The sequence below is a fragment of the Gemmatimonadota bacterium genome (assembly GCA_021295815.1).
GTDB lineage: Bacteria > Gemmatimonadota > Gemmatimonadetes > Longimicrobiales > Gaopeijiaceae > JAGWBQ01.
The window spans coordinates 57134-79315 of the sequence record JAGWBQ010000009.1 but is presented as its reverse complement, the minus strand read 5'-3'; the positions used below and the strand labels follow the sequence as shown (position 1 = coordinate 79315).

22 protein-coding genes are annotated in these 22182 nt (G+C 65.9%); 19 read left to right on the top strand and 3 right to left on the bottom strand.

Annotated features, from left to right (window positions below):
- Positions 1 to 132 precede the first annotated feature (132 nt).
- Complete coding sequence (locus J4G12_05555; GenBank protein ID MCE2455271.1) at positions 133 to 336, bottom strand: hypothetical protein; 204 nt, start codon at positions 334 to 336, stop codon at positions 133 to 135.
- A gap of 22 nt (positions 337 to 358) precedes the next feature.
- Positions 359 to 661 carry a transposase gene (locus tag J4G12_05550; GenBank protein ID MCE2455270.1) on the bottom strand — a complete coding sequence of 101 codons (303 nt, stop codon included), beginning with the start codon at positions 659 to 661 and terminating at the stop codon, positions 359 to 361.
- A 366-nt stretch (positions 662 to 1027) separates the two neighbouring features.
- Here J4G12_05550 and J4G12_05545 point away from each other — a divergent pair, with 366 nt between their 5' ends.
- Genes J4G12_05545 through J4G12_05535 form a run of 3 tightly spaced genes read left to right on the top strand, consistent with a single transcriptional unit; the run spans position 1028 to position 3239 of the window.
- A complete protein-coding gene (locus J4G12_05545) occupies positions 1028 to 1540 on the top strand; it encodes a ribosome maturation factor RimP (protein ID MCE2455269.1) in 513 nt (170 codons plus the stop codon).
- On the top strand, positions 1537 to 2847 hold the full coding sequence (nusA, locus tag J4G12_05540; GenBank protein MCE2455268.1) for a transcription termination factor NusA: 1311 nt from the start codon (positions 1537 to 1539) through the stop codon (positions 2845 to 2847). Before J4G12_05545 ends, nusA begins: the two co-directional genes overlap by 4 nt.
- A 2-nt stretch (positions 2848 to 2849) precedes the next feature.
- Positions 2850 to 3239: a ribosomal L7Ae/L30e/S12e/Gadd45 family protein gene (locus J4G12_05535; GenBank protein MCE2455267.1), complete on the top strand. Its 390-nt coding sequence runs from the start codon at positions 2850 to 2852 to the stop codon at positions 3237 to 3239.
- Between the two features lie 52 nt (positions 3240 to 3291).
- On the opposite strand, the gene J4G12_05530 is transcribed toward J4G12_05535, so the two are convergent.
- Positions 3292 to 3990: a hypothetical protein gene (locus tag J4G12_05530; GenBank protein MCE2455266.1), complete on the bottom strand. Its 699-nt coding sequence runs from the start codon at positions 3988 to 3990 to the stop codon at positions 3292 to 3294.
- Here J4G12_05530 and infB point away from each other — a divergent pair.
- The 16 genes from infB to J4G12_05450 all read left to right on the top strand — a co-directional run bounded on the left by infB (position 3974) and on the right by J4G12_05450 (position 22112).
- On the top strand, positions 3974 to 6004 hold the full coding sequence (gene infB / locus J4G12_05525) for a translation initiation factor IF-2 (GenBank protein ID MCE2455265.1): 2031 nt from the start codon (positions 3974 to 3976) through the stop codon (positions 6002 to 6004). The two genes, J4G12_05530 and infB, sit on opposite strands and share 17 nt — an antisense overlap.
- A gap of 24 nt (positions 6005 to 6028) precedes the next feature.
- The gene (rbfA, locus tag J4G12_05520; protein ID MCE2455264.1) at positions 6029 to 6424 is read left to right on the top strand and encodes a 30S ribosome-binding factor RbfA; all 396 of its coding nucleotides are present in this window, start codon (positions 6029 to 6031) and stop codon (positions 6422 to 6424) included.
- Entirely contained in the window at positions 6421 to 7320 is a 900-nt protein-coding gene (gene truB, locus J4G12_05515) for a tRNA pseudouridine(55) synthase TruB (GenBank protein MCE2455263.1), read from the top strand. The genes rbfA and truB overlap by 4 nt, the downstream gene beginning before the upstream one ends.
- Positions 7320 to 8375: a bifunctional riboflavin kinase/FAD synthetase gene (locus J4G12_05510; GenBank protein MCE2455262.1), complete on the top strand. Its 1056-nt coding sequence runs from the start codon at positions 7320 to 7322 to the stop codon at positions 8373 to 8375. Before truB ends, J4G12_05510 begins: the two co-directional genes overlap by 1 nt.
- A 78-nt stretch (positions 8376 to 8453) precedes the next feature.
- Positions 8454 to 8714 carry a 30S ribosomal protein S15 gene (gene rpsO / locus J4G12_05505; protein MCE2455261.1) on the top strand — a complete coding sequence of 87 codons (261 nt, stop codon included), beginning with the start codon at positions 8454 to 8456 and terminating at the stop codon, positions 8712 to 8714.
- 241 nt (positions 8715 to 8955) lie between these two features.
- A complete protein-coding gene (locus J4G12_05500; GenBank protein ID MCE2455260.1) occupies positions 8956 to 11049 on the top strand; it encodes a polyribonucleotide nucleotidyltransferase in 2094 nt (697 codons plus the stop codon).
- A 117-nt stretch (positions 11050 to 11166) separates the two neighbouring features.
- Complete coding sequence (locus tag J4G12_05495; protein MCE2455259.1) at positions 11167 to 12402, top strand: insulinase family protein; 1236 nt, start codon at positions 11167 to 11169, stop codon at positions 12400 to 12402.
- Positions 12403 to 12432: 30 nt separating this feature from the next.
- Positions 12433 to 13548, top strand: a complete 1116-nt coding sequence (ald, locus tag J4G12_05490) for an alanine dehydrogenase (protein ID MCE2455258.1) — start codon at positions 12433 to 12435, stop codon at positions 13546 to 13548.
- On the top strand, positions 13541 to 14002 hold the full coding sequence (dut, locus tag J4G12_05485) for a dUTP diphosphatase (protein MCE2455257.1): 462 nt from the start codon (positions 13541 to 13543) through the stop codon (positions 14000 to 14002). The genes ald and dut overlap by 8 nt, the downstream gene beginning before the upstream one ends.
- 121 nt (positions 14003 to 14123) lie before the next feature.
- The gene (locus J4G12_05480) at positions 14124 to 15164 is read left to right on the top strand and encodes a rod shape-determining protein (protein ID MCE2455256.1); all 1041 of its coding nucleotides are present in this window, start codon (positions 14124 to 14126) and stop codon (positions 15162 to 15164) included.
- Positions 15131 to 16096 (top strand): rod shape-determining protein MreC, encoded by a 966-nt coding sequence (locus J4G12_05475; protein ID MCE2455255.1) that lies wholly within the window; start codon positions 15131 to 15133, stop codon positions 16094 to 16096. The genes J4G12_05480 and J4G12_05475 overlap by 34 nt, the downstream gene beginning before the upstream one ends.
- On the top strand, positions 16096 to 16626 hold the full coding sequence (gene mreD / locus J4G12_05470; GenBank protein ID MCE2455254.1) for a rod shape-determining protein MreD: 531 nt from the start codon (positions 16096 to 16098) through the stop codon (positions 16624 to 16626). Before J4G12_05475 ends, mreD begins: the two co-directional genes overlap by 1 nt.
- Positions 16623 to 18518, top strand: coding sequence for a penicillin-binding protein 2 (gene mrdA, locus J4G12_05465; protein MCE2455253.1), 1896 nt, complete (start codon positions 16623 to 16625; stop codon positions 18516 to 18518). The genes mreD and mrdA overlap by 4 nt, the downstream gene beginning before the upstream one ends.
- Positions 18519 to 18608: 90 nt before the next feature.
- Positions 18609 to 19847 carry a rod shape-determining protein RodA gene (gene rodA, locus J4G12_05460; protein ID MCE2455252.1) on the top strand — a complete coding sequence of 413 codons (1239 nt, stop codon included), beginning with the start codon at positions 18609 to 18611 and terminating at the stop codon, positions 19845 to 19847.
- Positions 19848 to 19896: 49 nt separating this feature from the next.
- Positions 19897 to 20742, top strand: a complete 846-nt coding sequence (locus J4G12_05455) for an acetyl-CoA carboxylase carboxyltransferase subunit beta (protein ID MCE2455251.1) — start codon at positions 19897 to 19899, stop codon at positions 20740 to 20742.
- Positions 20733 to 22112 (top strand): bifunctional folylpolyglutamate synthase/dihydrofolate synthase, encoded by a 1380-nt coding sequence (locus tag J4G12_05450; GenBank protein ID MCE2455250.1) that lies wholly within the window; start codon positions 20733 to 20735, stop codon positions 22110 to 22112. Before J4G12_05455 ends, J4G12_05450 begins: the two co-directional genes overlap by 10 nt.
- The last annotated feature ends 70 nt before the right edge of the window (positions 22113 to 22182 follow it).

Genomic DNA, 22182 nt, shown 5'->3' with positions numbered 1-22182 from the left:
GTATTCGGTGACGTCGTCGGATTCGAGCGTCGCGACGCCTGCGGTGACGGATTCGACGCTGACGGTCGAGGGGCGCGCGGCGGGCACGGCCACGATCACGGTGACGGCCGCCGATGCCGACACCACGGCCACTCAGACCTTCACGGTGACCGTCTCGTCGAGCCCGACCCCAGACAGCTTCATCGATCCGGATTGGGACATGCTGACGTATTCGGTGTCGTCGTCGGATTCGAGCGTCGCGACGGTTGGCGTGACGGATTCGACGCTTACGGTCGAGGGGCGCGCGAAGGGCACGGCCACGATCACGGTGACGGCCGCCGATGGCGGGGGGCTCACGGCCGGATCGAAGGCTGGAAGCTTATGGATGCGGGGCCAGGGGGCCGAGCAGCGGCCGCGCCCGCGCGAAGCGGTCGTCGATGCGCTCCCCTAGCGTCCCGTGGACCCGCACGTTGGCGACCTCGTCGAGCCATCGCCGCTCCCGCACGTCGAGGTCGTCGTCGGACACGAAATCCCGGCCGTAGAAGAAGTTCCCCCGCACGTAGCGGACCGGGCGCTCAACCTCGCCCTTCGTCTGCGCACGGTACGGGCGGCACGCCCGGATCCGGAAGCCCCAGTGGTCGCTGAAGCCCCGGAACTCCGGGTTCTCCAACAGGCGGGCCACCCGAGTTCCGCCCGTCCGCCAGCACCACCGCCTTCATCTGGTCGAACAGCATCTCCGCCGGAACCCCCGCCCGCCGCCCGAAGCGAAGGCGCGTTCGAACCCCAGCAGCCTCGGCCTCGAGCTGGACCCGGTGTTCCAGATCGTGGAGGGCGTGGAGCGCCAGGTGGCCTGACGAAATCCACGCTCCCGATCCCCGACCCGTGCCGCCCTTGAACCCAAGCTGGGTTTGGCGTATATTCTCCAGCTACGGATACGCCGCCCAGCGGGTCGGCGTAGCGTCGCGCGGCCGCGGAGACGCCGCCCGCGATGCGGCAGGGGGTGCGCTGCTCAGGCGGCGGACCCCTTCATATTTGAATGGGAGCGAGGATGACCGCCAACGGCGCTCGAACCAGAAGCGAAACGACCGAGAGGGACTTCGACCGACGGGTCGAGGAGCTCGGCTTCGAACTGGTGGAGCTACGTCGTCGCGGGCACGCCAGAAGGCCCGTTCTGGAGCTGCGCATCGATCGTCCCACCGGTGAAGAGGTCTCGGTGGGCGACTGCGCCGAGGTCTCGAGGGCGCTCGAAGAGTGGCTGGACGCCGACCCCGAATACCCCGAGCGCTACGTGCTCGAGGTCTCTTCGCCGGGTGTCGAGCGACGCCTGACTCGGAAGCGGCACTTCGAACGCTTCGTCGGTCGCAGAGTGGCGGTCAGAGGGAGCGCGGAGCGGTTCGGTCCCTCGGCCGTCATCGAGGGCGAACTCCTGGGGATCTCCGATGAGCGGGACGGACAACTGCTGCGCCTGCGCCTGACCGACGGTGCGGAAGTGCGCGTCCCTCGGAGCGAGACCAGGGAGGTTCGTCTGGTGTTCAACTGGGATTCGGGAGGGACGCGATGAGTTCGCCACAGGTTTTCGCTGCCCTCAAGGTGGTGACCGACAAGAGGAATCTGAGCGAGGAAGAAGGAAACGGCATCCTCAGAGAAGCCATTTTCGCCGGTCTGACCCGCGTGCACGGCCCGTCCGTCCAGGCGGAGGTGGAGATCGACGGCATCGCCGAGGAGATCGACATCGTTCTCCTGCGCAGGGTGGTGCGCGAGGTCGGAGACCCGGCCTCCGAGGTCTCGCTGGAAGAGGCTCGTTGGGACGATCCGGAGTTCGAGGTCGGCGACGTGATGGAGGTTCCGGTCGAATTCACTGAACTCGGGCTGAATGCCGTGCGCGCGATCAGTCAGAAATTGAAGGAGCTTGTGCGCGACAACGAACGCAACCGGATTCGTGACGAGTTCTCGGACGTCGTCGGCGACCTTCTTACCGGCGAGGTGCAGCAGAACGAACGCGGCAAGCTGGTGGTGACGGTCAACCGCGCCCGCGAAGCCGACGCCATCATCCCTTGGAAGGAGCAGAACCCGAGGGAGCGGTTCCGGCAGGGCGATCCCATCCGGGCGGTGCTCAAGAAGGTGGACGAGACACCGCGCGGACCCCGGCTGATCCTCTCCCGATCGGACCGCGCCTTCGTGGCGGCGCTCTTCCGCATCGAGGTGCCCGAGATCCACCAGGGAGTCGTCCAGATTCGGGAGATCGCGAGAGAAGTGGGCGGACGCACCAAGATCGCCGTGGTCAGCGACGACGAGTCCATCGACCCGGTGGGCGCCTGCGTGGGGCTGCGGGGCTCCAGGGTGCAGGCGGTGGTCAACGAGCTCGGAGGTGAACGCATCGACATCGTGCCGTGGCATCCGGATACCGAGGTGTTCGCGCGACGGGCTCTGGCGCCTGCGCGGGTTGCGCGGGTCCTGACCGACCCGAACCAGCGGGTCGTGACCGCGATCGTCGACGAAGATCAGCTTTCGCTCGCCATCGGGAGAAACGGCCAGAACGTGCGTCTGGCGTCACAGCTCGTGGGCTGGCAGATCGACCTCTACGGCTCCCGCGAGTGGATCGAGCGCGGATCGGACGATCCGATCGAAGATCCTGACGCGCTGGCCTACGGAGACATGGCGCTCAAGGATCTCCCTCTCCCGAGCTCGATCATAGCGGCACTCGAAGAGGCGGGTTTCCGATCCTTCCTGCAGATCATCGACCTCACCAGCGATTCGCTTCAGGAGATCCAGGGAGTTTCGGAGGAGGCCGCCAAGCAGGTTCTGGGTGTGATCGAAGAGCTGACCGAAGTCGAAGACGACCAGACCATAGCCGCAGGGAGCGCATAGCTTTGAAGCGACGTTCGATCTCGGGAGCCCTGGGCCTGATAGGCTTGGCCCGCCGCGCCTCCGGTGCACATGCCGGGTCCGCGGCCGCCGTGAGGACGTTGCGGAACGGCGACGCCATGCTCGTCGTGACCGCCCGTGACGCCGCGCGGGGCCAGCTCGCCAAGATCGAGAGAGCGGCGTTCGGACGGGGAGTGCGGGTAGTCGCGGCAGCCGACCGCCGGACGCTGGGTGTCGCCCTCGGGAGGGGTCCGACCACGGCGGTGGCGGTGACCCACCCCGGCTTCGCAGAGCGGATAGCCCGGATACTGATCAAGCACGATTCGGCGGAGATTGGGGACCGCGCCGATCCGGACGCCGCGAACTCGAACGAGAGGGTGGCGGGCGCTAGATGACGATTCGAGAGCTGGCGAAGGACCTCCGAGTACCCCCCCCCGACCTGGTAGCCTACCTGAGATCGGTGAAGCTTCCCGTTCCGACAGGGTCGGACGCGCTCGGGCCGGGGGTCGCGAGCAAGGTGCGCGCCAGGCTCGAGAAGGAGAGGCGGGCTTCGGGCGCCGGGTATGCGAAGATCGTCAAGTCGGCGGTGAGGTCGGCCGGTTCGCCGGTCACGAGGCGTAGAAAGGCGCGGAAGCGGGTCAGAGCCACCAAGCCGGAAGCCGACCCGACCACCGAAGCGGACGCGCAGTCGGAGCAGGTGGAGATCGCGCCCTCTGAGGAGGAGGAGCCCAGGGTCGCCGCCTCGTCCTCGGACGGCGACACCGGATCGACGGAGACCACCCGGGAGACACCGGCGGCCGATGCGGCCGCGACGGACGGAATGCCCTCTGCGGAGCCCCGGTCCGGTCCGGCCGAGACCGCCATCGTCGACGATGCGGCGAGTGGGAGATCCGCGTCCGAGGTGGCCGCCGACGAGCAACCTAGGCCCACCGGCCCGGTCGTTACGGAAGAGAGAGCGGCAACCGACCCCACCTCGACCGCGCCTACCCAGGGTCCCCCGGCTTCCGGCGCACCCGAGTCTTCAACAGGCGTCCCCCCGACTCCTGCGACGGGGTCCGGCCTGCGCCCGGCGGCCTCCGGGACCCCGCTCCGTTCTCCCAGGATTCCCAGGCCCGCCGCCTCCACCGGGGTGGGCGGACAGGTCAAGGTACGCGCCTCGGGATACACCTCCGACGGCAAGCCGGCCAGGAAACCCGGTCCCAAGGGCCGGGCCGCCAAGCGCCAGAGCGCCCAACAGGCGGCGAAACGCAACGTCAGTCGTATTCGGGGCCAGATGCGGGGGCCGGGCCGCAAGCCGCGGCGTCGTCAGCGGCTGACGCCGGACCAGATCGAGGAGCGGCAACGGCAGGAGGCCGCCGAGCAGGAGCGTCGGGAGCGCGAGCGCCGAACCGTGCGCGTCGCGGAGTTCCTGAGCGTGGCCGAACTCGCCGAGCTCGTCGAAGAGACTCCGGCTGCCCTGATCGGCTCGGCGTTCCGCAACATGGGCATGATGGTCACCATCAACCAGCGTCTCGACTTCGACCAGATCGAGATGCTCCTCGACGAGTTCAACTTCAACGTGGAGCGAGAGGAGACCTTGGAGGTCGTCGAGGACATCGACCCCTACGGCATCGACTCCGAGACGGCAGAACCGCGACCGCCGGTGGTCACGGTCATGGGACATGTGGACCACGGCAAGACGCTGCTCCTCGACCGCATTCGCAAGGCCAACGTCGTCGCCGGAGAAGCCGGAGGCATCACTCAGCACATCGGGGCCTACCACGTCCAATTGCCGAGCGGACGGGTGACCTTCCTCGACACTCCCGGCCACGCCGCCTTCACAGCCATGCGAGCCCGCGGCGCCGATGTGACCGACATCGTCATACTGCTGGTGGCAGCCGACGACTCCGTCATGCCCCAGACGGTCGAAGCGATCAACCACGCGTCGAGCGCCGGCGTTCCGCTGGTTGTGGCGGTAAACAAGTGCGACCTGCCCGGCGTGGATCCGGACCGGGTCAAGAGGCAGCTTCTCCAGCACTCGGTCCAGGTCGACGACCTCGGAGGCGAGGTGCTCTCCGCCAACGTCTCCGCCAAGACCGGGAAGGGAATAGACGATCTTCTGGAGCAGGTTCTTCTCCAGGCCGAGCTCATGGAGGACAAGCTGCGCGCCGATCCTCGGCGCCGTGCCGTATGCACCGTCGTCGAAGCCCGTCTCGATGTCGGGAAGGGACCGGTGGTCACGGTTCTCGTCCAAGGGGGAACTCTCCGCGTAGGTGACACCTTCGTCTGCGGACTCCACCAGGGTCGGGTGCGGGCCATGCACGACGAGCGCGGGATGCCTGTGAAGGAGGCTGGTCCCTCGATTCCGGTGCAGGTGCTGGGGGCGGGCGGAGTACCCCAGGCGGGCGACCCTCTCCAAGTGATGGAGCCGTCGCGGGCCCAGGCTCGCGTTTCCGAACTCCAGCAGCTCGACCGCGAGAAGCAGATGAGACTGCGTGAGAGAGCGAAGAAGATCGGCGACTTCGCGCAATTGACGCAGGCCGACGGGATGATAGAGGTACCGATCCTGGTCAAGGGAGACGTGGACGGCTCCGTCCAGGCCCTCGCCGACGCCTTCGAGCAGATCGGCGGCGAGGAAGACGGCGTTCGCGTCCGCATCGTCCACAGGGGGGTGGGTGCGATCAACGAGTCCGATGTGCTGTTGGCTCAGACCACCGAGGCGGTCATTATCGGCTTCGGGGTGCGCCCCCAGGCCGCCGCCCGCAAGCAGGCGGAAGATGCCGCGGTCGAGATTCGGACCTACGACATCATATACAAGGCGGTCGACGACCTAACCCGCTCGCTCGAAGGCCGACTCTCGCCCGATCAGGTCGAGCATGTGGAGGGCAGCGCGCAGGTGCGAGAGACCTTCCGGGTCTCGAAGGTGGGGATGATCGCCGGCTGCTACGTGGTTCAGGGACGCGTGAACCGCAAGTTCCGCATACGGGTGATCAGGGAGGGGAAGACTGTTTTCGAAGGCGAGATCGCATCGCTCAGACGCTTCAAGGACGACGCGCGCGAGGTCCGGGAAGGATTCGAGTGCGGAATCGGCATCGCCAACTTCAACGATGTCAAGGTCGGTGACGAGATCGAGTGCTACACCGTCGAGGAGATCGCCCGCAAACTCGCCAAGGCCAGTTGATCCACCGGTCGGCCCCGCTCTTCCATGAGTAGGCGAACTGCCCGGCTGAACGCCCTGCTCAGGCGGGAGATTTCGGGCCTGATCGCCAGACGGCTCCGGGATCCGCGCATAGGTCCGGTCACGGTGGTCGACGTGGAAGCGGCTCCCGATCTGGGATCCGCCAAGGTCTTCGTACGTCCGCTCGTGGCTGCAAGCGGCTCGGCCGTCGACGAGCTGACCAGGCTTCTGAACGGCAGCGCACCCGAGCTGCGCCGGGCCCTGGGAGAGTCCATGAAGCTGAGAAGGGTGCCCGAACTCCGTTTTCGCATCGACCGCTCCCTCGAGCATTCGCAGCGCATCGAATCCCTCATCGACAAGTTGAACCTGGCGCGCGAGGATGGGGGACGGGAAGACGACGCTCCGGATCCGGGTGAGAAGTGATTTCCGGCAACGGCTACGTTCTGCCGGTCGACAAGCCCTGCGGTCCGAGCTCTCACGACGTGGTCGACCGAGCCCGGAGAGTCTGGGGCGAGAGGCGGGTCGGGCACTGTGGAACCCTCGATCCGTTCGCCTCAGGCCTTCTGGTGCTCTGCGTGGGCAAGGTGACCCGCTTGGCCGAGTATCTCGGCTCGGTAGACAAGTCCTATCTGGCCACCGCCAGGCTCGGCGTCGAGACGGAGAGCCACGACACCGAGGGAACGGTCACCGCAAGCTCGGAGGACTGGCGCCGACTCGCTCCTAGCCGGGTGGAGGCGGCGCTCGCGGAGCTTACCGGCGAGCTCATGCAGGTCCCGCCCCGGTTCTCGGCCAAGAAGATCGGGGGCGAGCGGGCCTACCGGCGGGCCCGCCGGGGTGAGCGGGTCGAGCTAGCTCCGGTCCGGGTCAGGGTAACGCGGCTGGAAATGGCGAGCTGGGATCCGCCGGAGCTCACGCTTCGCATCGACTGCTCCACCGGAACCTACGTGCGGGCTCTCGCCCGGGATCTCGGACGGATCCTGTCGGTGGGCGCCCATCTGACCGCGCTGCGCCGGATCCGTTCGGGAGCGGTCGATGTGTCCGGGGCGGTCGGTTTCGATTTTTTGGATGACGCCGAAGCCGTACACCGAGCTCGCATGAATCCGCTTGCGGCCCTCGCGCATCTGCCGCGCGTGGAGGCAGGCGCGGCCGAGGAGAGGGAGCTGGGGTTCGGACGCGGCGTCGAGGTGGAGGCGCTCGACGATGCGGAGCCCGGAGTCGTGTGCGTCTCCCGGTCCGGCGAGCTTGTCGCCGTGGCCGAGGGCGAGCGCACCGAGTCAGGTCGCTGGCGTCTGCGGCCTCGCAAGGTATTTCCGGGTTGATGGCGGTATCCTCGCTGCCCCGCCTCGCCACAGGCAGCGTAGCTACGGTGGGCACGTTCGACGGAGTCCACAGGGGTCACGGCGAGGTGCTCGATCTCGTCATCGAACGGGCGCGAGCAAGGGGATGCAGGTCGATTCTGGTGACTTTCGACCCGCATCCGGTCAGCGTCGTGCGGCCCGAAAAGGTGCCTCGTCTTCTGACAACCCCCCCTGAAAAAACGGAAGCGTTGGCCGCTACCGGACTGGACATGGTTCTCCTGCTCAGGTTCACTCGCCGGCTCTCTCGATACACCCCGGAGCGTTTCGTGCGCGAGATTCTCGTCGACAAGCTGGGGGTCCGAGAGCTTATCGTCGGCCACGATCACGGTTTCGGGCGCGACAGATCCGGCGACGCGGGAACTCTGCGAGCGCTCGGGGCCGATTTCGGTTTCGACGTGGCCGTGGTTCCACCACTGCTAGCCGCAGCGCCGAGGTCCCGGGCGCCGGAGGAAGGGGGCGATCGCACCCTCGGTCGGTCGGCGGTCTCGTCCTCGCGGATCCGAGCCGCGATCCTGGCCGGAGAACTCGACGAGGCCGAGCGCTGTTTGGGACGACCCTACTCGATCTCGGGGCGCGTCGTGCAAGGCGACGGAAGGGGACGGGCGCTCGGGTTTCCCACCGCCAACCTGAAGCTGCCGCGCGAGAAGCTGCTCCCGCCCCCGGGAATTTACGCGACCCGGGTCTTCGTTCCTCCCGGCGCTTCACCGCCCGAGGTCGCCCGCCGGGCGAGCCATGTCGGGGCGTTGCACACCGGTCCCCGACCCACATTCGAGGGAGCGGAATCCTCGGTCGAGGCCCATCTGCTCGATTTCCCGGATATCGACCTCTACGGAAGCCGAATCCGCATAGATCTGGTTCGGCGCATTCGCGGGATAGAACGGTTTTCGGACGCCGAAGAGCTGAGTTCGCGGATGGCGCTCGACATCGGGGCGGCGCGTAGGCTGGTCGATCCCGGCGTTTCCCGTCCCAACCCGTCTCCCGCTCCGGCACTGGACGGTGAGCCGGTTTGCGGCTAGGTTTCATGGCTGTCGGCAAGCTCGGCCGGCACCACGACCACAGCTTCCCTTGCAGAGCAACTCCTGAGGAGGCACGGAATGGCCATCGAGAAAGAACAGATCATCGAGAAGTACAGGCTCCACGAAGGAGACCGCGGCAGCGCCCCCGTACAGATCGCGCTGCTGACCGCCCGCATCGACGATCTCCGCTCCCACTTCAAGGAGCACAAGAAGGATCACCACAGCCGCAGAGGTCTGCTCAAGATGGTCGGCCGCCGACGCAGACTCCTCGGCTGGTACCGGCGCACCGACCTGGAGGGCTACCGCAACCTCATCAAGGACCTGGGCCTGCGCCATTGATCCCTTCTTCGATACCGGCCATCTCCAATTCACCACCCGGCCTCCCGCAGCGACTCGTTCAGGAGTCGCGTCGCGAACCGGCGCTCATCGACTCCTCGATTCGGAGTCGGAGCATTCTTCCCGGGCTGTCCGCCGCTCGACTCGAGACGGTGCGCCCACCATTCCCAAACGTCCGCCCGACGAGGTGGATCCACGCCGAACCGCAACTAGCGGCGTTCGGCGAACGAGAAAGCTGTAAAACATGATCAGAACGTTGGAACATCAGTTCGCGGGCCGCACACTCTCCATGGAGGTAGGCCGTCTCGCGAGGTTGGCACAGGGCTCATGCGTCGTCCAGTACGGCGAAACCGTGGTCCTTTGCGCCGCGACCGTCCAAGGCAAACCCACCCACCTTCCCTTCTTCCCGCTCACCATCGAATATCGGGAACGCACCTACGCCGCCGGTAAGATTCCCGGCGGTTTCTTCAAGCGCGAGGGACGCCCCTCCGAGAAGGAGATCCTCTCGGCGCGGCAGGTCGATCGTCCCATCCGTCCGCTCTTCCCTGATGGGTTCATGCACGAGACGCAGGTCGCCTGCTTCGTGCTCTCCGCCGATCAGGAGAACGACGCCGACATACTCGCTCTGCTCGGAGCGTCGGTCTCGCTCAACATGTCCAAGGTCCCCTTCGACACTCCGGTGGCCGCAGTGCGAGTCGGACGCGTGGATGGCGAGTGGGTCGTCAACCCGACCTTCGCCCAGCTCGAATCCTCCGATATCGAACTCGTGGTGGCGGGTTCGGCCGACGCCGTGACCATGGTCGAGGGTGGAGCCCAGGAGGTCCCTGAGGCGGACGTCCTCGATGCAATAAGGCTGGCCCATGACGGCATCAAGGAGCTGTGCGCGCTCCAGGAGGAGCTCATCGACGGGCTGCGTAGCGCCCATATGGAGTGGTCTCCGATCGGACCGCCGGCCGACTTCCGGGACAAGGTGGCGGAGATGGCCGGCCCCGGAGTCGAAGAAGCCCTCTCCATCTCCGACAAGAACGAGCGCATGGCGGCGATCCGCGAGGTCGCCGAAAATGTGCGCGCGTCTCTGGACGACGATGACGCGGAGTTCGCCGACGAGGTCGGCACGGTTCTGCGCGCGGTCGAGAAGAAGGTCATGCGCAGGCGCGTGCTCGACGAGGGCAAGAGGGCCGACGGTCGTGGCCTGGACGAGATCCGAGAGCTTGCCAGCGAGGTCGGCGTGCTTCCACGTACCCACGGCTCCGGGCTCTTCACCCGCGGTCAGACTCAGGCGCTTGTGGTGGCTACTCTGGGCACCGGTCGCGACGAGCAGCGCATCGACTCGATCGACACCATGGGCGAGGTCACCAAGTCGTTCATGCTCCACTACAACTTCCCGCCGTTCTCGGTCGGTGAAGCCCGGCCCTACCGGGGCACGTCCCGCCGCGAGATCGGCCACGGGAATCTGGCCGAACGCGCCATATCCCCGCTCCTGCCCGGTAACGACGACTTTCCCTACACCATCCGCGTGGTTTCCGACATTCTGGAGTCGAACGGCTCGTCCTCGATGGCCACCGTGTGCGGCTCCTCGCTCGCGCTCATGGATGCCGGCGTACCCATCAAGGCGTCGTGTGCCGGAATCGCGATGGGGCTGGTCAAGGAGGGCGAGCGTTTCGCCGTCCTCACCGACATTCTCGGTCTTGAAGACGCGTTGGGCGACATGGATTTCAAGGTCGCCGGCACCCGCAAGGGCGTCACCGCGATCCAGATGGACATCAAGATCGACGGCCTCGACATGGATCTCCTCCAGGAGGCCCTCACGCGGGCGCACGAGAGCCGGCTGAAGATCCTCGACCACATGGACGGGGTCATTGCCGCGCCCAGGGAGGATCTCTCCGCGCACGCGCCTCAGATCATCGCCATCCAGATCAACCCGGAGAAGATCGGTGACCTGATCGGCCCCAAGGGCAAGATCATCCGCTCCATTCAGGAGGAGTCCGGGGCGAAGATCGAGGTCGACGACGAAGGTCTGGTCAAGGTGGCCGCGACGACGCCGGAATCAGGCGCTCGGGCCCGCGAAATGATCGAGGCGATCGTCGCCGAGCCCGAAGTCGGCATCGTCTACGAAGGTATCGTCAAGAACACGACCACCTTCGGGGCCTTCGTCGAGATCATGCCGGGCATCGAGGGGCTCTGCCACATCTCCGAGCTCCAGGAAGGCAGGACCAACCGGACGGAGGATGTTCTCAAGCGGGGCGACAAGACCAGGGTGAAGCTTCTTTCCGTGGAAGGCAACGGCAAGCTGCGTCTTTCGCGCCGCGCCGCCATTTCAGAGGAGGCCGGCAGGTGAAGCTGACTGCGGGTCGCGGATGTCGCTGACGGCGGGGCGTAGCGCCCTGCCGCTGCGGCGCTTAGCCGGGCCCGGCGCTCGCTCGGGGCTGTCCGCGGACCGTTAGTCATGCCTGCCTTGCGCTCTACTCTCTCGAACGGGGTGCGGCTCGAATGCGAGCTGGTCGAAGGTGCGCGCTCGGTCGCCGTCGGAGTATGGGTGCGGTGCGGAGGCGCCCACGATCCGGTCGGGAGGGAAGGGGCCGCGCACATGCTCGAGCACATGGTCTTCAAGGGCACCAAGCGGCGGAGCGCCCGCGATATCGCCATGTCGGTCGAGTCCCTCGGCGGCTGGCTCGACGCCTACACCTCCAGGGAGCACACCTGCTATCAGGCCCGGGTGGCGGCGGCGCACCTCGATCCGGCCCTCGACGTGCTCGCCGATCTGGTCCTGAACCCCAAGCTGACGGCGCGCGATCTTCAGACCGAACGCCGGGTCGTGCTGGAGGAGATCGCCCAAGTCGAGGATACCCCCGACGACGTCGTCTACGATCTTCACGGTGAGCGTCTCTGGGCGGGACATCCTTACGGCAAACCCATTTTGGGAAGCTCGGCCACCGTCCGCGAGCTCGCTCTGACCGATATCGTCGAAGCGCACTCCCGGTACCGGGGCAGCAACCTTGTCGTGGCCGCCGCAGGTGCGCTCGACCCGGATCGCTTCTTCGGTCAGGCGGGCAGCCTCTTCGGCGGCCTGCCCCCCGGGAGGCGCACGTCGTCGCCACGCCCGCCCCGCAGCGTACGTACCGGGACCGAGCTCTGCGTCCGTCCCACGAAGCAGTCCCACCTCGTTTTCGGGTCCAAGGTCCCTGGGCGCTCCCATCCCGACCGCCACGCTCTCGCGATCGTCTCGCAGGCTCTGGGCGGCGGGATGAGCTCACGACTTTTCCAGCGCGTCCGCGAAGATCTCGGTCTCTGCTACCAAGTGCAGACCTTCCAGCAGTTCTTCAGCGCGGCGGGGCTTGCCGGCATTTACGCCGGGACGGGTTCCGCGACCGCCGATGCCGCGATCGAGGCGATCCGGACGGAAATGGCGAGGGTCGCCGCCGGAGAGCTGTCCGAGAGCGAGATCGCCGCCGCGAAGGAGCAACTGAAGGGCGGCCTCGTGCTCTCCCTCGAATCGACCGCCGCGCGTCTTGCCCGTCTGGCTTCTTTCGCCCTTCACGACGAGCCCTTCCTCGACATCGATGAGCTTCTCGCTCGGATCGAAGGTGTCGAAGCCTCGGACATCGACCGAGTGGCCGCGGAGCATTTCGATCCGGACAACTACCTCCTGCTTCGGCTCGGCCCGGAGCTGATACCCGCAGCTGCGGCTTGAGCGGTCAGGCCGTCTTGGAGTGAATCCGCAGTGAAGATAGGCGTTCCCACGGAAGTGAAATCCGAAGAGTACCGGGTAGCGCTCACCCCGGGCGGGGTGGAGGCCCTGGTCAGCGCCGGTCACGAGGTGATGATCCAGGAGGGAGCCGGGTCGGGAAGCGCTTTTACAGACGAGACCTATCGGGAATCCGGTGCCGAGATCGTGTCCGGCCCCGAAGCGGTGTGGGGGAGGGCCGAGATGATCATGAAGGTCAAGGAGCCGATCGAGCCCGAGTGGCCGCAAATGCGCGAGGGGCAGATCGTCTTCACCTACTTCCACTTCGCCGCCGACGAGGCTCTCACCCGAGCGACGATCGAGTCCGGCGCCACCGCGATCGCCTACGAGACCGTGGAGCTTCCCAACGGCGAGCTGCCGCTGCTGACCCCCATGAGCGAGGTGGCGGGACGGTTGGCGATACAGGCCGGCATTCGCTATCTGGAACGCCCTTACGGCGGGCCGGGCGTCCTGCTGAGCGGAGTGCCGGGAGTGCTCCCGGGCAAGGTGCTGATCATCGGGGGCGGCGTAGTCGGGACCAACGCCGCACAGATGGCGGCAGGCCTTGGCGCTCGCGTCTTCGTCATGGATGTCGACTTGGAGCGGCTCCGTTACCTGTCGAAGGTCATGCCCGCGAACGTGGAGTGCATCTACTCCACCCACCACTCCGTGCGCGAGCATCTGCGCGACTCCGATCTCGTGGTCGGCGCGGTGCTCATCCCCGGGGCGAAAGCGCCGTCGCTGCTCATGCGCGCGGACCTCGCGGTAATGCGACCGGGCACGGTGATCGTCGATGTCGCGGTCGACCAAGGAGGCTGCGTGGAGACCATCCGGCCGACGACCCACGACGACCCCGTGTACGTCGTCGACGGCGTCACCCATTACGGCGTGGCGAACATGCCAGGCGCGGTTCCGCAGACGAGCACCGCAGCCTTGACGAACGCGACTCTTCCTTACGCCCTTTCCGTCGCGAGCAAGGGCTGGGCGCGAGCGGCCCTGGAAGACGACTCCCTCTACGGCGGAGTGAGCATGGTGGGGGGCAAGATCACCCATAAGGCGGTCGCCGACGTGTTCGGACTGGAGTGCGTGTCGGTCGAGGAAGCTCTTGGCTGAACGGGCCCGCACCGACAGCGTCGGATTCAAGCGGCTTCCTTCCAACCCCGATCTACCGCTTCCCGACAGGGGAACCCCCGGTGCGGCGGGCTACGACCTTCGCTCCGCCGAGCCGGAGATCGAGCTCGCTCCCGGCGAAGTGCGCGCCGTCGGCACCGGTCTCGCGATGTCGCTCCCTGAGGGCTTGGAGGCGCAGATCCGACCGCGCTCGGGGCTCGCTCTCAAGCACGCTCTCACGATGCCCAACGCCCCCGGAACCATCGACCCGGATTACAGAGGCGAGCTTAGGGTCGTCCTGCAGAACCTGGGGTCCGATCCGGTCAGACTCGGGAGAGGTGAACGCATAGCTCAGATGGTATTCGCCCGTTTCGAATCTCCTTGTTTCTCGGAGATGGACTCCCTCGGGAGAACCGAGCGAGGAGACGGTGGATTCGGCAGCACCGGACGGAGCTGAAGATGCCCGGACACGGACGGAACATTTGCGCATTACCGGAAGTCCTTGTAGGAGACCCGAAATCGATTAACGGCGCGGACGGCCCGAGTCGTCCGACCCCGGGGAGGATGAGATAAACCCGATGGCCTGGTTTAACACTGACCGCCTTACGCCCGTAACCGACGTCGCGGTCGACCTTGGGACGGCGAACACGCTGGTGTACGTGCGGGGGAGGGGTGTCGTGCTCAACGAACCCTCCGTCGTGGCGATCCGAAGCAACGGCAAGGGCGGTACCGAGATCGCAGGCATCGGCCTGGAAGCCAAGCGGATGCTGGGCAGGACCGGGGAAACCATAAAGGCCGTACGTCCTCTTCGCGACGGAGTGATCGCCGATGTGGACGTGACCGAGATGATGCTCCGTCACTTCCTGCGCCAGGCGGTCAGGAAGCACTTCTTTCGCATCCGTCCCCGCATGGTGGTGGGCGTACCCTCCGGAATCACCCAGCTCGAAAAAAGGGCCGTGCGATCCGGGGCCATCTCGGCGGGAGCTCGGTCGGTCTACACGATCGCCGAACCCATGGCGGCGGCTATCGGCGTCGGGCTGCCCGTCGACGCTCCCCAGGGCAATATCGTGATCGACATCGGGGGAGGCACCAGCGAGATCGCGGTCATCGCCCTGTCGACGGTGGTTTCCAACACCTCGATCAAGGTGGCGTGCGACAGATTCGACGAGGCCATCAAGCAGTACATCCGTCGCAACCACAACCTCTCGGTCGGCGAATGGGAGATCGAGACCCTACGCATCCAGGTGGGCTCCGCCTTCGATGTCGGAAGCGAGAGGGAGATGGACGTGAAGGGACGGGACCTGGTGACCGGCATTCCCCGTTCCGTGACGATTCACTCGGAGGAGGTTCGCGAGTGTATGCAGGAACCCATCCAGGATATCGTCTACGCGGTCAGACGGGCGCTTGAAAGCACACCGCCCCAGTTGGTCGCGGACATCATGGATCACGGCGTCTTCCTGACCGGCGGCGGAGCGCTGACCAGGGGGCTCAACGAACTTCTGCAGCACGAAACCGGCCTTGTGGTTCACGTCGATGACGAACCCCTCACCTGCGTGATCCGGGGAGCAGGGCGGGTGTTGGACGATTGGGACAGATTCAGCAGGGTTTTGCAGGAATAGGGCGGCGTCGCCCTCGGAGATCCGGCGCCGGGGGCACGCTTCTCGATATCCTCCTGGCGGTTTTCACCCTCGTCATCGGAGCGACGCTGAGATTCACGCCCGCCGAGGTGCAAGCGGACATGGCGACGGCGCTTCGAGCATCGGTTCTCAGACCCTTCGTGGCGATCCGGACGGAGCTCGAGACGGCGCGACACTCCGTGTCGGAACTGGAGATACACAGGCGCAAGATCGATTCGCTGATGGCGGTGGTGACCTATTCGGCGAGTCTCGATGAGGAGGTGGAGTCTCTGCGCGCCCTCTTCGATCTCGGCGACAGGGGGGTGGGCAAGTTCGTCGGAGTCGCCCTGCTGCGCACCCGCGGCGCGGGCTCCGAGGGCATGTTCATCGTCAACAAGGGAATCGACGAAGGGGTGACGCCGGGACGGCCCGTCATCACTCCCGACGGCGTGGTCGGGCGGATCGTTCAGGCAAGGCGCGGCTCCGCCGTGGGCATCGACTGGACGCACGCGGATTTCCGGGCGAGCGCGATGGTGGAGAGCGGAAGCGCCTACGGCATAGTCTGGACGGAACGAGGAACCTACCGGGAGGAGGACCGTCTCGTACTGGACGGGCTGCCCTATCACGGCGATCCCGTCATCGGCAAGCGGGTCTTGACCAGTGGTCTCGGCAGCGTATATCCACGAGGCATACCGATCGGCGTTATCTCCGAAGTGCGGGCCGAGCGGGAACCGTGGGCGAAGACCTACTGGCTCACACCGGCGGTGAAGCCCGCGTCGGTCCTCTATGCCGCTGTGAGCGTGGCGGGCCCGGACGACGACCTCAGAAGCCTCTGGTCGGCCGATTCCCTGGACGCCTTGGCCGACGACACTCTCGGAGCGCCGCCGCCCCGGGACCGCACGAGCGGAATCCGACCCGGCGGAAACGGGTTCTGATGGCCGCGGCGGACCAGATCCACCGTTCCCCTGCCGGTGGCGAACGCGAAGGAACGGTTGTCAGGAACAGGACTCGTTTAGTCGCCCTCTCCGTCTTCCTGGTCGCGCTCCATCTTTTTCTTCACGTGGGTTTGGGACTGGGGGCGTTGGCGCCCGATCTGGTCACCCTCGCCATACTCATCGTCGCCCGAACCTCCCCGCTCGCCGTCGCAGCCTTCGCCGGGTTGGTTCTGGGGCTTCTCAAGGACGCCACCGCCCTCTCGGCTTTCGGCGCCAACGCGCTGGCGGGAACCGTGGCTGGCATACTCGGTTCGCTGTGTACGCGGTTGATCGTCTATTCGAGATGGTTCTTCGCGTCCTACCTCTTCTTCGGAAAACTCGCCGTCGACACAGCGGTCTGGGTGGCGGGCGGCGACAATCGCGGCAGTCTGACTGAAGCCGCAGTCGCCGCAGGCATCGGCGGCGGGTACCTGGTGTTCGTGGGGTTCTTCATCGTAATCCTTCTGGGTCTGACCGAGGAGAGGCTGTGAAGCCGCACGCCGGCGCTGACGCGTTCGTAAGGGAATGGGCATGCCAGGGATTCGTATTTCTCGCCTTGGCGATTCTCCTGGGTTCGCTCTTCAGGCTTCAGATACTCGGTACCGAGGAGTGGGAGCTGAGGGCCGAGTCGAATCGTGTGCGCCGGATGCCGGTGGCGGTGCCGCGCGGGGACATCGTCGATCGGGACGGACGCATGATCGCAACCAGCACGCAGGGCTACAGTATCGTGGTCGTGCCCACCAACTTGAGCGACCTCGAGTCGGCCCTGCGCCATATCGGCACCTACGTAGCGATTCCGGAGTCCGAGATCCGGCGTCACCTGGAGGCGTCGAGGCGCCACGGAAATCAACCCGTCGTCATCGACAGAGATGCCGATTTCCGAACGGTGAGCGCCATCGCCGAACGCCCCGACGAATTCCCGCGGGTAGTCGTCGAAACCCGGCCGCGAAGACTCTATCCCGCAGGGCGCACGGTCGCACATCTGACCGGTTACGTCGGCGAGATATCGGAAACCGAGCTCGGGAGCGACGGATTCCCGAACGACCGGTACCGAAGCGGAATGGTCGTCGGCAAGGACGGGCTGGAACGAGTCTACGATATGTCGCTCCAGGGCACCCAGGGATTCCGTTACGTCGAGGTCGACTCCCGCGGACGCATCGTGGGCGAGTTCGCCTCTTCCCGCCAGGCCCCGGGCACGTCGGGCGAGGATCTCAGGCTCAATATCCATCTCGGGTTGCAGGAATGGATCGCGCGGATCTTCCCGGATACGCTGACGGGTGCCGTTGTGGCGCTGGATGTGGAAAACGGTGGCGTTCTCGCGCTCTACTCAACGCCCAGCTACGATCCCAACGACTTCGTCGGCGGCATCGACACCGAGCTTTGGGGGCGACTCGCCGGCGATTCGAGCAATCCTCTCTTCAACAGGGCCGTTCTCGGCAGGTATGCTCCGGCCTCGACCTGGAAGCTCGCCGTGGCCGCGATCGGACTCGATCAGGACGTCGTCGAGGTCGACGAGTTTATGCCGACTCCCTGCCGGGGCGGGATGTCCTTCGGCGGCGACTACCGACGCTGCTGGGACCCAGAGGGCCACGGCTACAACAACATGGCTCAGGCCATCGGCAATTCCTGCAACGTCTACTTCTACCAGCTAGGCATGCGTCTGGGGCTGGACCGTCTCCTCGACCGTGCCAACCAGATAGGATTCCGAGACAAGTGCGGAATCGATCTGCCCCGGGAGAACGAAGGTGTCTTCCCCGAAGGGCGGGAGTTCTGGGAACGGGTCTTCGGATATGACGCCAAGGAGAACGAGGTCCTCAGTCTGGCTATCGGGCAGGGCCCGAACTCGCAGACTCCCCTCAAGATCGCGCAGTTTTATCTGGCGCTCGCCCGGGACGGTTCGGCTCCTCCTCCTACCATCGCCGTCGGCGCGGAACTGGGAGAGGGCTGGGTTCTGAACCTCGGGGAGGAAGAGCTCGCAGCGGTGCGGGAGGGATTGAGAAGGGTAACTCAGCCCGGGGGAACGGCGCATTACGCGACCGCCCTGGAGCACTGGCAGGTCCTGGGCAAGACCGGGACGGGCCAGAATTCTCTCAGTATCAAGGGTGAGGCGCACGACCACGCCTGGTTCGCTGGGATGGGCGGCCCGTTCGACGGTCCCCCCGAGATCGTGGTCGTGGTGATGGTCGAGTACGGCGAGAGCGGGTCGGAGACGGCGGCGCCCATCGTGGCCAAGGCGGCGGACTATTATCTGAGAACCAAGCACGGCATCGCCGTCGACACCCTCCAGACTTACCTGGACTATACGAATGCAGGTGTCTATCCCGCCTGGTACTGGGATCGGATGAGCCGCGCCGAGCAGGAGACGGGAAACCGGCGACCGTGACTCGTTCCCTTGCCGGTGCTTCGGTCCGCCGTACTATGCGCCCGCGCGAGATTGTTCATGGACCGACGGACTCGGAGCCAGGGTAGTCGGATGGCGCTCCGCAACCTCTTCGTCGGGCTGATATTCGCGCTCACCCTCTTCGGAGTGGCGATGATCTACTCCGCCGGCGTGCTGCACGGACCGGACACGTCCGCTACGGGAGCATGGGCTAGACAGGCGTTGTGGACCGGAATCTCCATTCTGGCCTTCCTCGCGGTCACTCAGGTTCCGTTCAACTGGTTGCGATGGAGCGCAAAGGGCGCGTACGGACTCTCCATGACCCTGCTGGCGGCCACTCTTGTCGTCGGAACCGGGCGAGGGACGGCCGTGGGAGTCAAGAGCTGGATAGATCTGGGGCCGATCGGCTTCCAGCCTTCCGAGATCGCGAAGGTTGCGACCATCGCCTTCCTCGCGTCGTATCTCTCCGACAGGAAGCAGAGAAAGGCCCGGCCCTCGATGCAGGACCTCGTCGTACCCGGGATGATCGGGGCGCTGCCTCTCGGGCTGGTGATGCTTCAGCCGGACATCGGAACGGCGTTGGCCTTCGTCGGCATAATGCTCGCCGCGCTGGTCTGGGCCGGGATGCCGCCCATTCAGCTCGCGTTTGCGACCTGCCCGATTCTGGGGTTCGTCCTGGGCAGCACCAGCACTCTGCTCTGGGCGGTCTACATGGTCGCCCTCGTCCTCTTCCTGTTGTGGAGGGAGAAACGCTTGGAAACCAGGTCCCTGCTCAGCGCCGCTCTCGTCTTCTCCGCCAATTTCCTCGCCGGGGCCACCGCTCGGCCGCTTTGGAATTCGCTCCAGGGATATCAGAAGAACAGGATTCGCGTGTGGCTCGACCCTACCGTCGATCCGAGCGGCGTCGGATATCAGTTGCTTCAGTCGAAGGCGGCTATCGGCGCAGGGGGATTGACCGGCCAGGGATTTGCCCAGGGAGCGCAGAAGGAGCTGGGATTCCTGCCGGAGCAGCATACCGACTTCATCTTCAGCGTCGTCGGCGAAGAACTGGGATTCCTGGGCGCTTCGGCGGCGGTGATCGCTCTCTGCGGTGTCGTCTTTCTCCAGTTGCGCATGGCTGCGCGTTCCAAGGATCTCTTCGGAAGGCTCGTGCTCAGCGGCGTGGCTGGGATGTGGTTCGTCCACATATTCGTGAACGTCGGCATGACCATGGGCGTCACCCCGATCACCGGTATCCCACTACCTTTTCTGAGCTACGGTGGTACCTTCCTTCTGATGTCATGGGTCGCCGCCGCGATTTGCTGGCGGGTCGCGGAAGAACGACCGACCTGATCGGACGCAGATGCAGGGGATTCCAGCCCAGAACAACGGAGGTAGGTAAATGGCTTGGTTCCGGCGGACCAACAAGCCTATCACGGGTCGTGAGCGGCGCAAGGTCACCCGCGACGTTTTCGAAAAGTGCCCGGAATGCCGCGAGATACTTTATCTGGCAGGGCTTCGCGAAAACCTCAGAGTCTGTCCCGAGTGCGGGCATCACATGCCCTTTCCTTTCGAGGGCTACATCTCCCTTCTCCTCGACGAAGGCAGCTTCCGCGAACTCGACACCGATCTCAGGTCGGACGATCCGCTCCAGTTCACCGACTCGAAAGCATACGTGGACAGGGTCAGGGTGGCGGAGGCGAAGGGCGCGAACGAGGCGCTGACATCGGGGCGCGGCCGGATGGACGGCATGAACGTGGTTCTCACCGTCATGAATTTCAAATTCATCGGTGGATCGATGGGGTCGGTCGTGGGAGAGAAGCTCGCGCGGGCGGGGCGGACCGCGCTCGAGGAGGAGGAGCCGTTGATAGCGGTTTCAGCCTCGGGCGGAGCTCGCATGCAAGAAGGGATATACTCGCTAATGCAGATGGCGAAAACCTCTGCGGTACTGGGCAGGCTGCACGAGCGGGGGATCCCCTTCATTTCCGTGCTCACCCACCCCACCACGGGAGGGGTCACGGCCTCCTTCGCAATGCTCGGAGACGCGAACCTTGCCGAGCCCGGCGCTCTGGTCGGATTCGCGGGGCCGCGGGTCATCGAGGCCACGATCAGGGAGTCGCTGCCGAAGGGTTTTCAGCGTGCACAGTTTCTCTTGGACCACGGCATGATCGACGCGGTGGTGACCCGTTGCGCGATGAAGGATACTATAGTTCGCCTTCTCAGGCACCAGTTCAACGGATGGGGCTGATCGAACCGACCCGGACCGCACAGGCCGTCCCGTCGAGCTTCCCCGCCGGAAGCGTCGTCACCCCCGACCGCCTCGACGGACCGCTCGCGGACCCGCTCGCCGGAAGTCTCTTCGGTCCCTTGGCCACCGGAGCGCATTGGGGGCTTGCAAGGGTCTTCGCCGCCTTGGCCGATGTGGGGGACCCGCACTTGGCCTGTACCGTCATCCACGTCGGCGGCACCAACGGGAAGGGATCGGTGGCGAGCACGCTCGCATCGGTTCTGGTCGCCGACGGTCGCCGGGCCGCATGCTACCTCTCACCGCATCTGTGCAGCATTCGCGAGAGGATGCTGGTGGGCGGCCTGCCGGTAACCGAGGAGGAGCTGCTCGAGGCCGCGCGGGTGGTCAGGGGACCGGTCATCCGGCGAGGCCTGACCTTCTTCGAAGCCGTGACCGTGCTCGCCTTCAAGGTCTTTGAACGGGCCCGGGCGGAGGTTGCGGTGGTCGAGGTAGGACTGGGCGGAAGGCTCGACGCCACCAACGTCGTGCGCCCGGAGATCACCGCGATAACCAACATCGCGCTCGACCATGCCGACTACCTGGGCGGAACTCTGGAGAGCATCGCGCGGGAGAAGGCAGGCATCGTGAAAGAAGGAGCTCCCCTGTTGACCGCGGAGCACAGGTCCCGGCTGCTCTCGCTCTTCCGGGATACCGCACGAAACGTGGGGGCGCCCTTTCATTCCGTCGACCCTGGGTCGATCTCTCCGGTGGAGGTCCGACGCGAAGGCACCTCGTTTTCCATGCGGACGAACTCCTGGGGCGAGCTCTCACTCCGAACCCCCTTGGTCGGCAGGCATCAGGCTACCAACGCCGCACTCGCCGTGAGCCTCCTCGACAGGATGTCCGAGCCGCTCAGGCCGTCGCGGGAATCGGTGCTGGACGGGGTGGCCGAGGTCATATACTGCGGCAGAAACCAGCTCGAGGAGATCGACGGCCTGACCTGGCTCTTCGACGGAGCGCACAATACCGCCGGCATGACCTCTCTCGCCGACACGCTCGGCCGGCTCGAACTGCCCAGGCCGCTCGTGGCTCTTGTGGGAGTGCTCGGCGACAAGGACTGGAGATCGATGCTGCCGCAGATTCTGAGGCTGGCCGACGGAGCCGTCCTGACCCAGCCTCCATCGGCGTCACCGGAGCGGTGCTGGTCGATCCCAGAGGCGCGGGACGCGGTGCGCGGCATCACCAGGATCGCCGTCGAGGAAGATTTCGGCCGGGCGCTGGAAGCCGCTTCCTCCTTGGCCGGTGGCGGAAGCGTGGTGGTGTGCGGCTCCATCTACACTGTGGGCTCGGCGTTGTCGGCCTTGGGGCTGGAGCCGCTGAACGCGGGCTGACGAGCGGTTCCATCGCTCGGCGTCTCCCTTCGATGCCGGAGAGATCGTACCAGTCGATCGCCCGGACCGC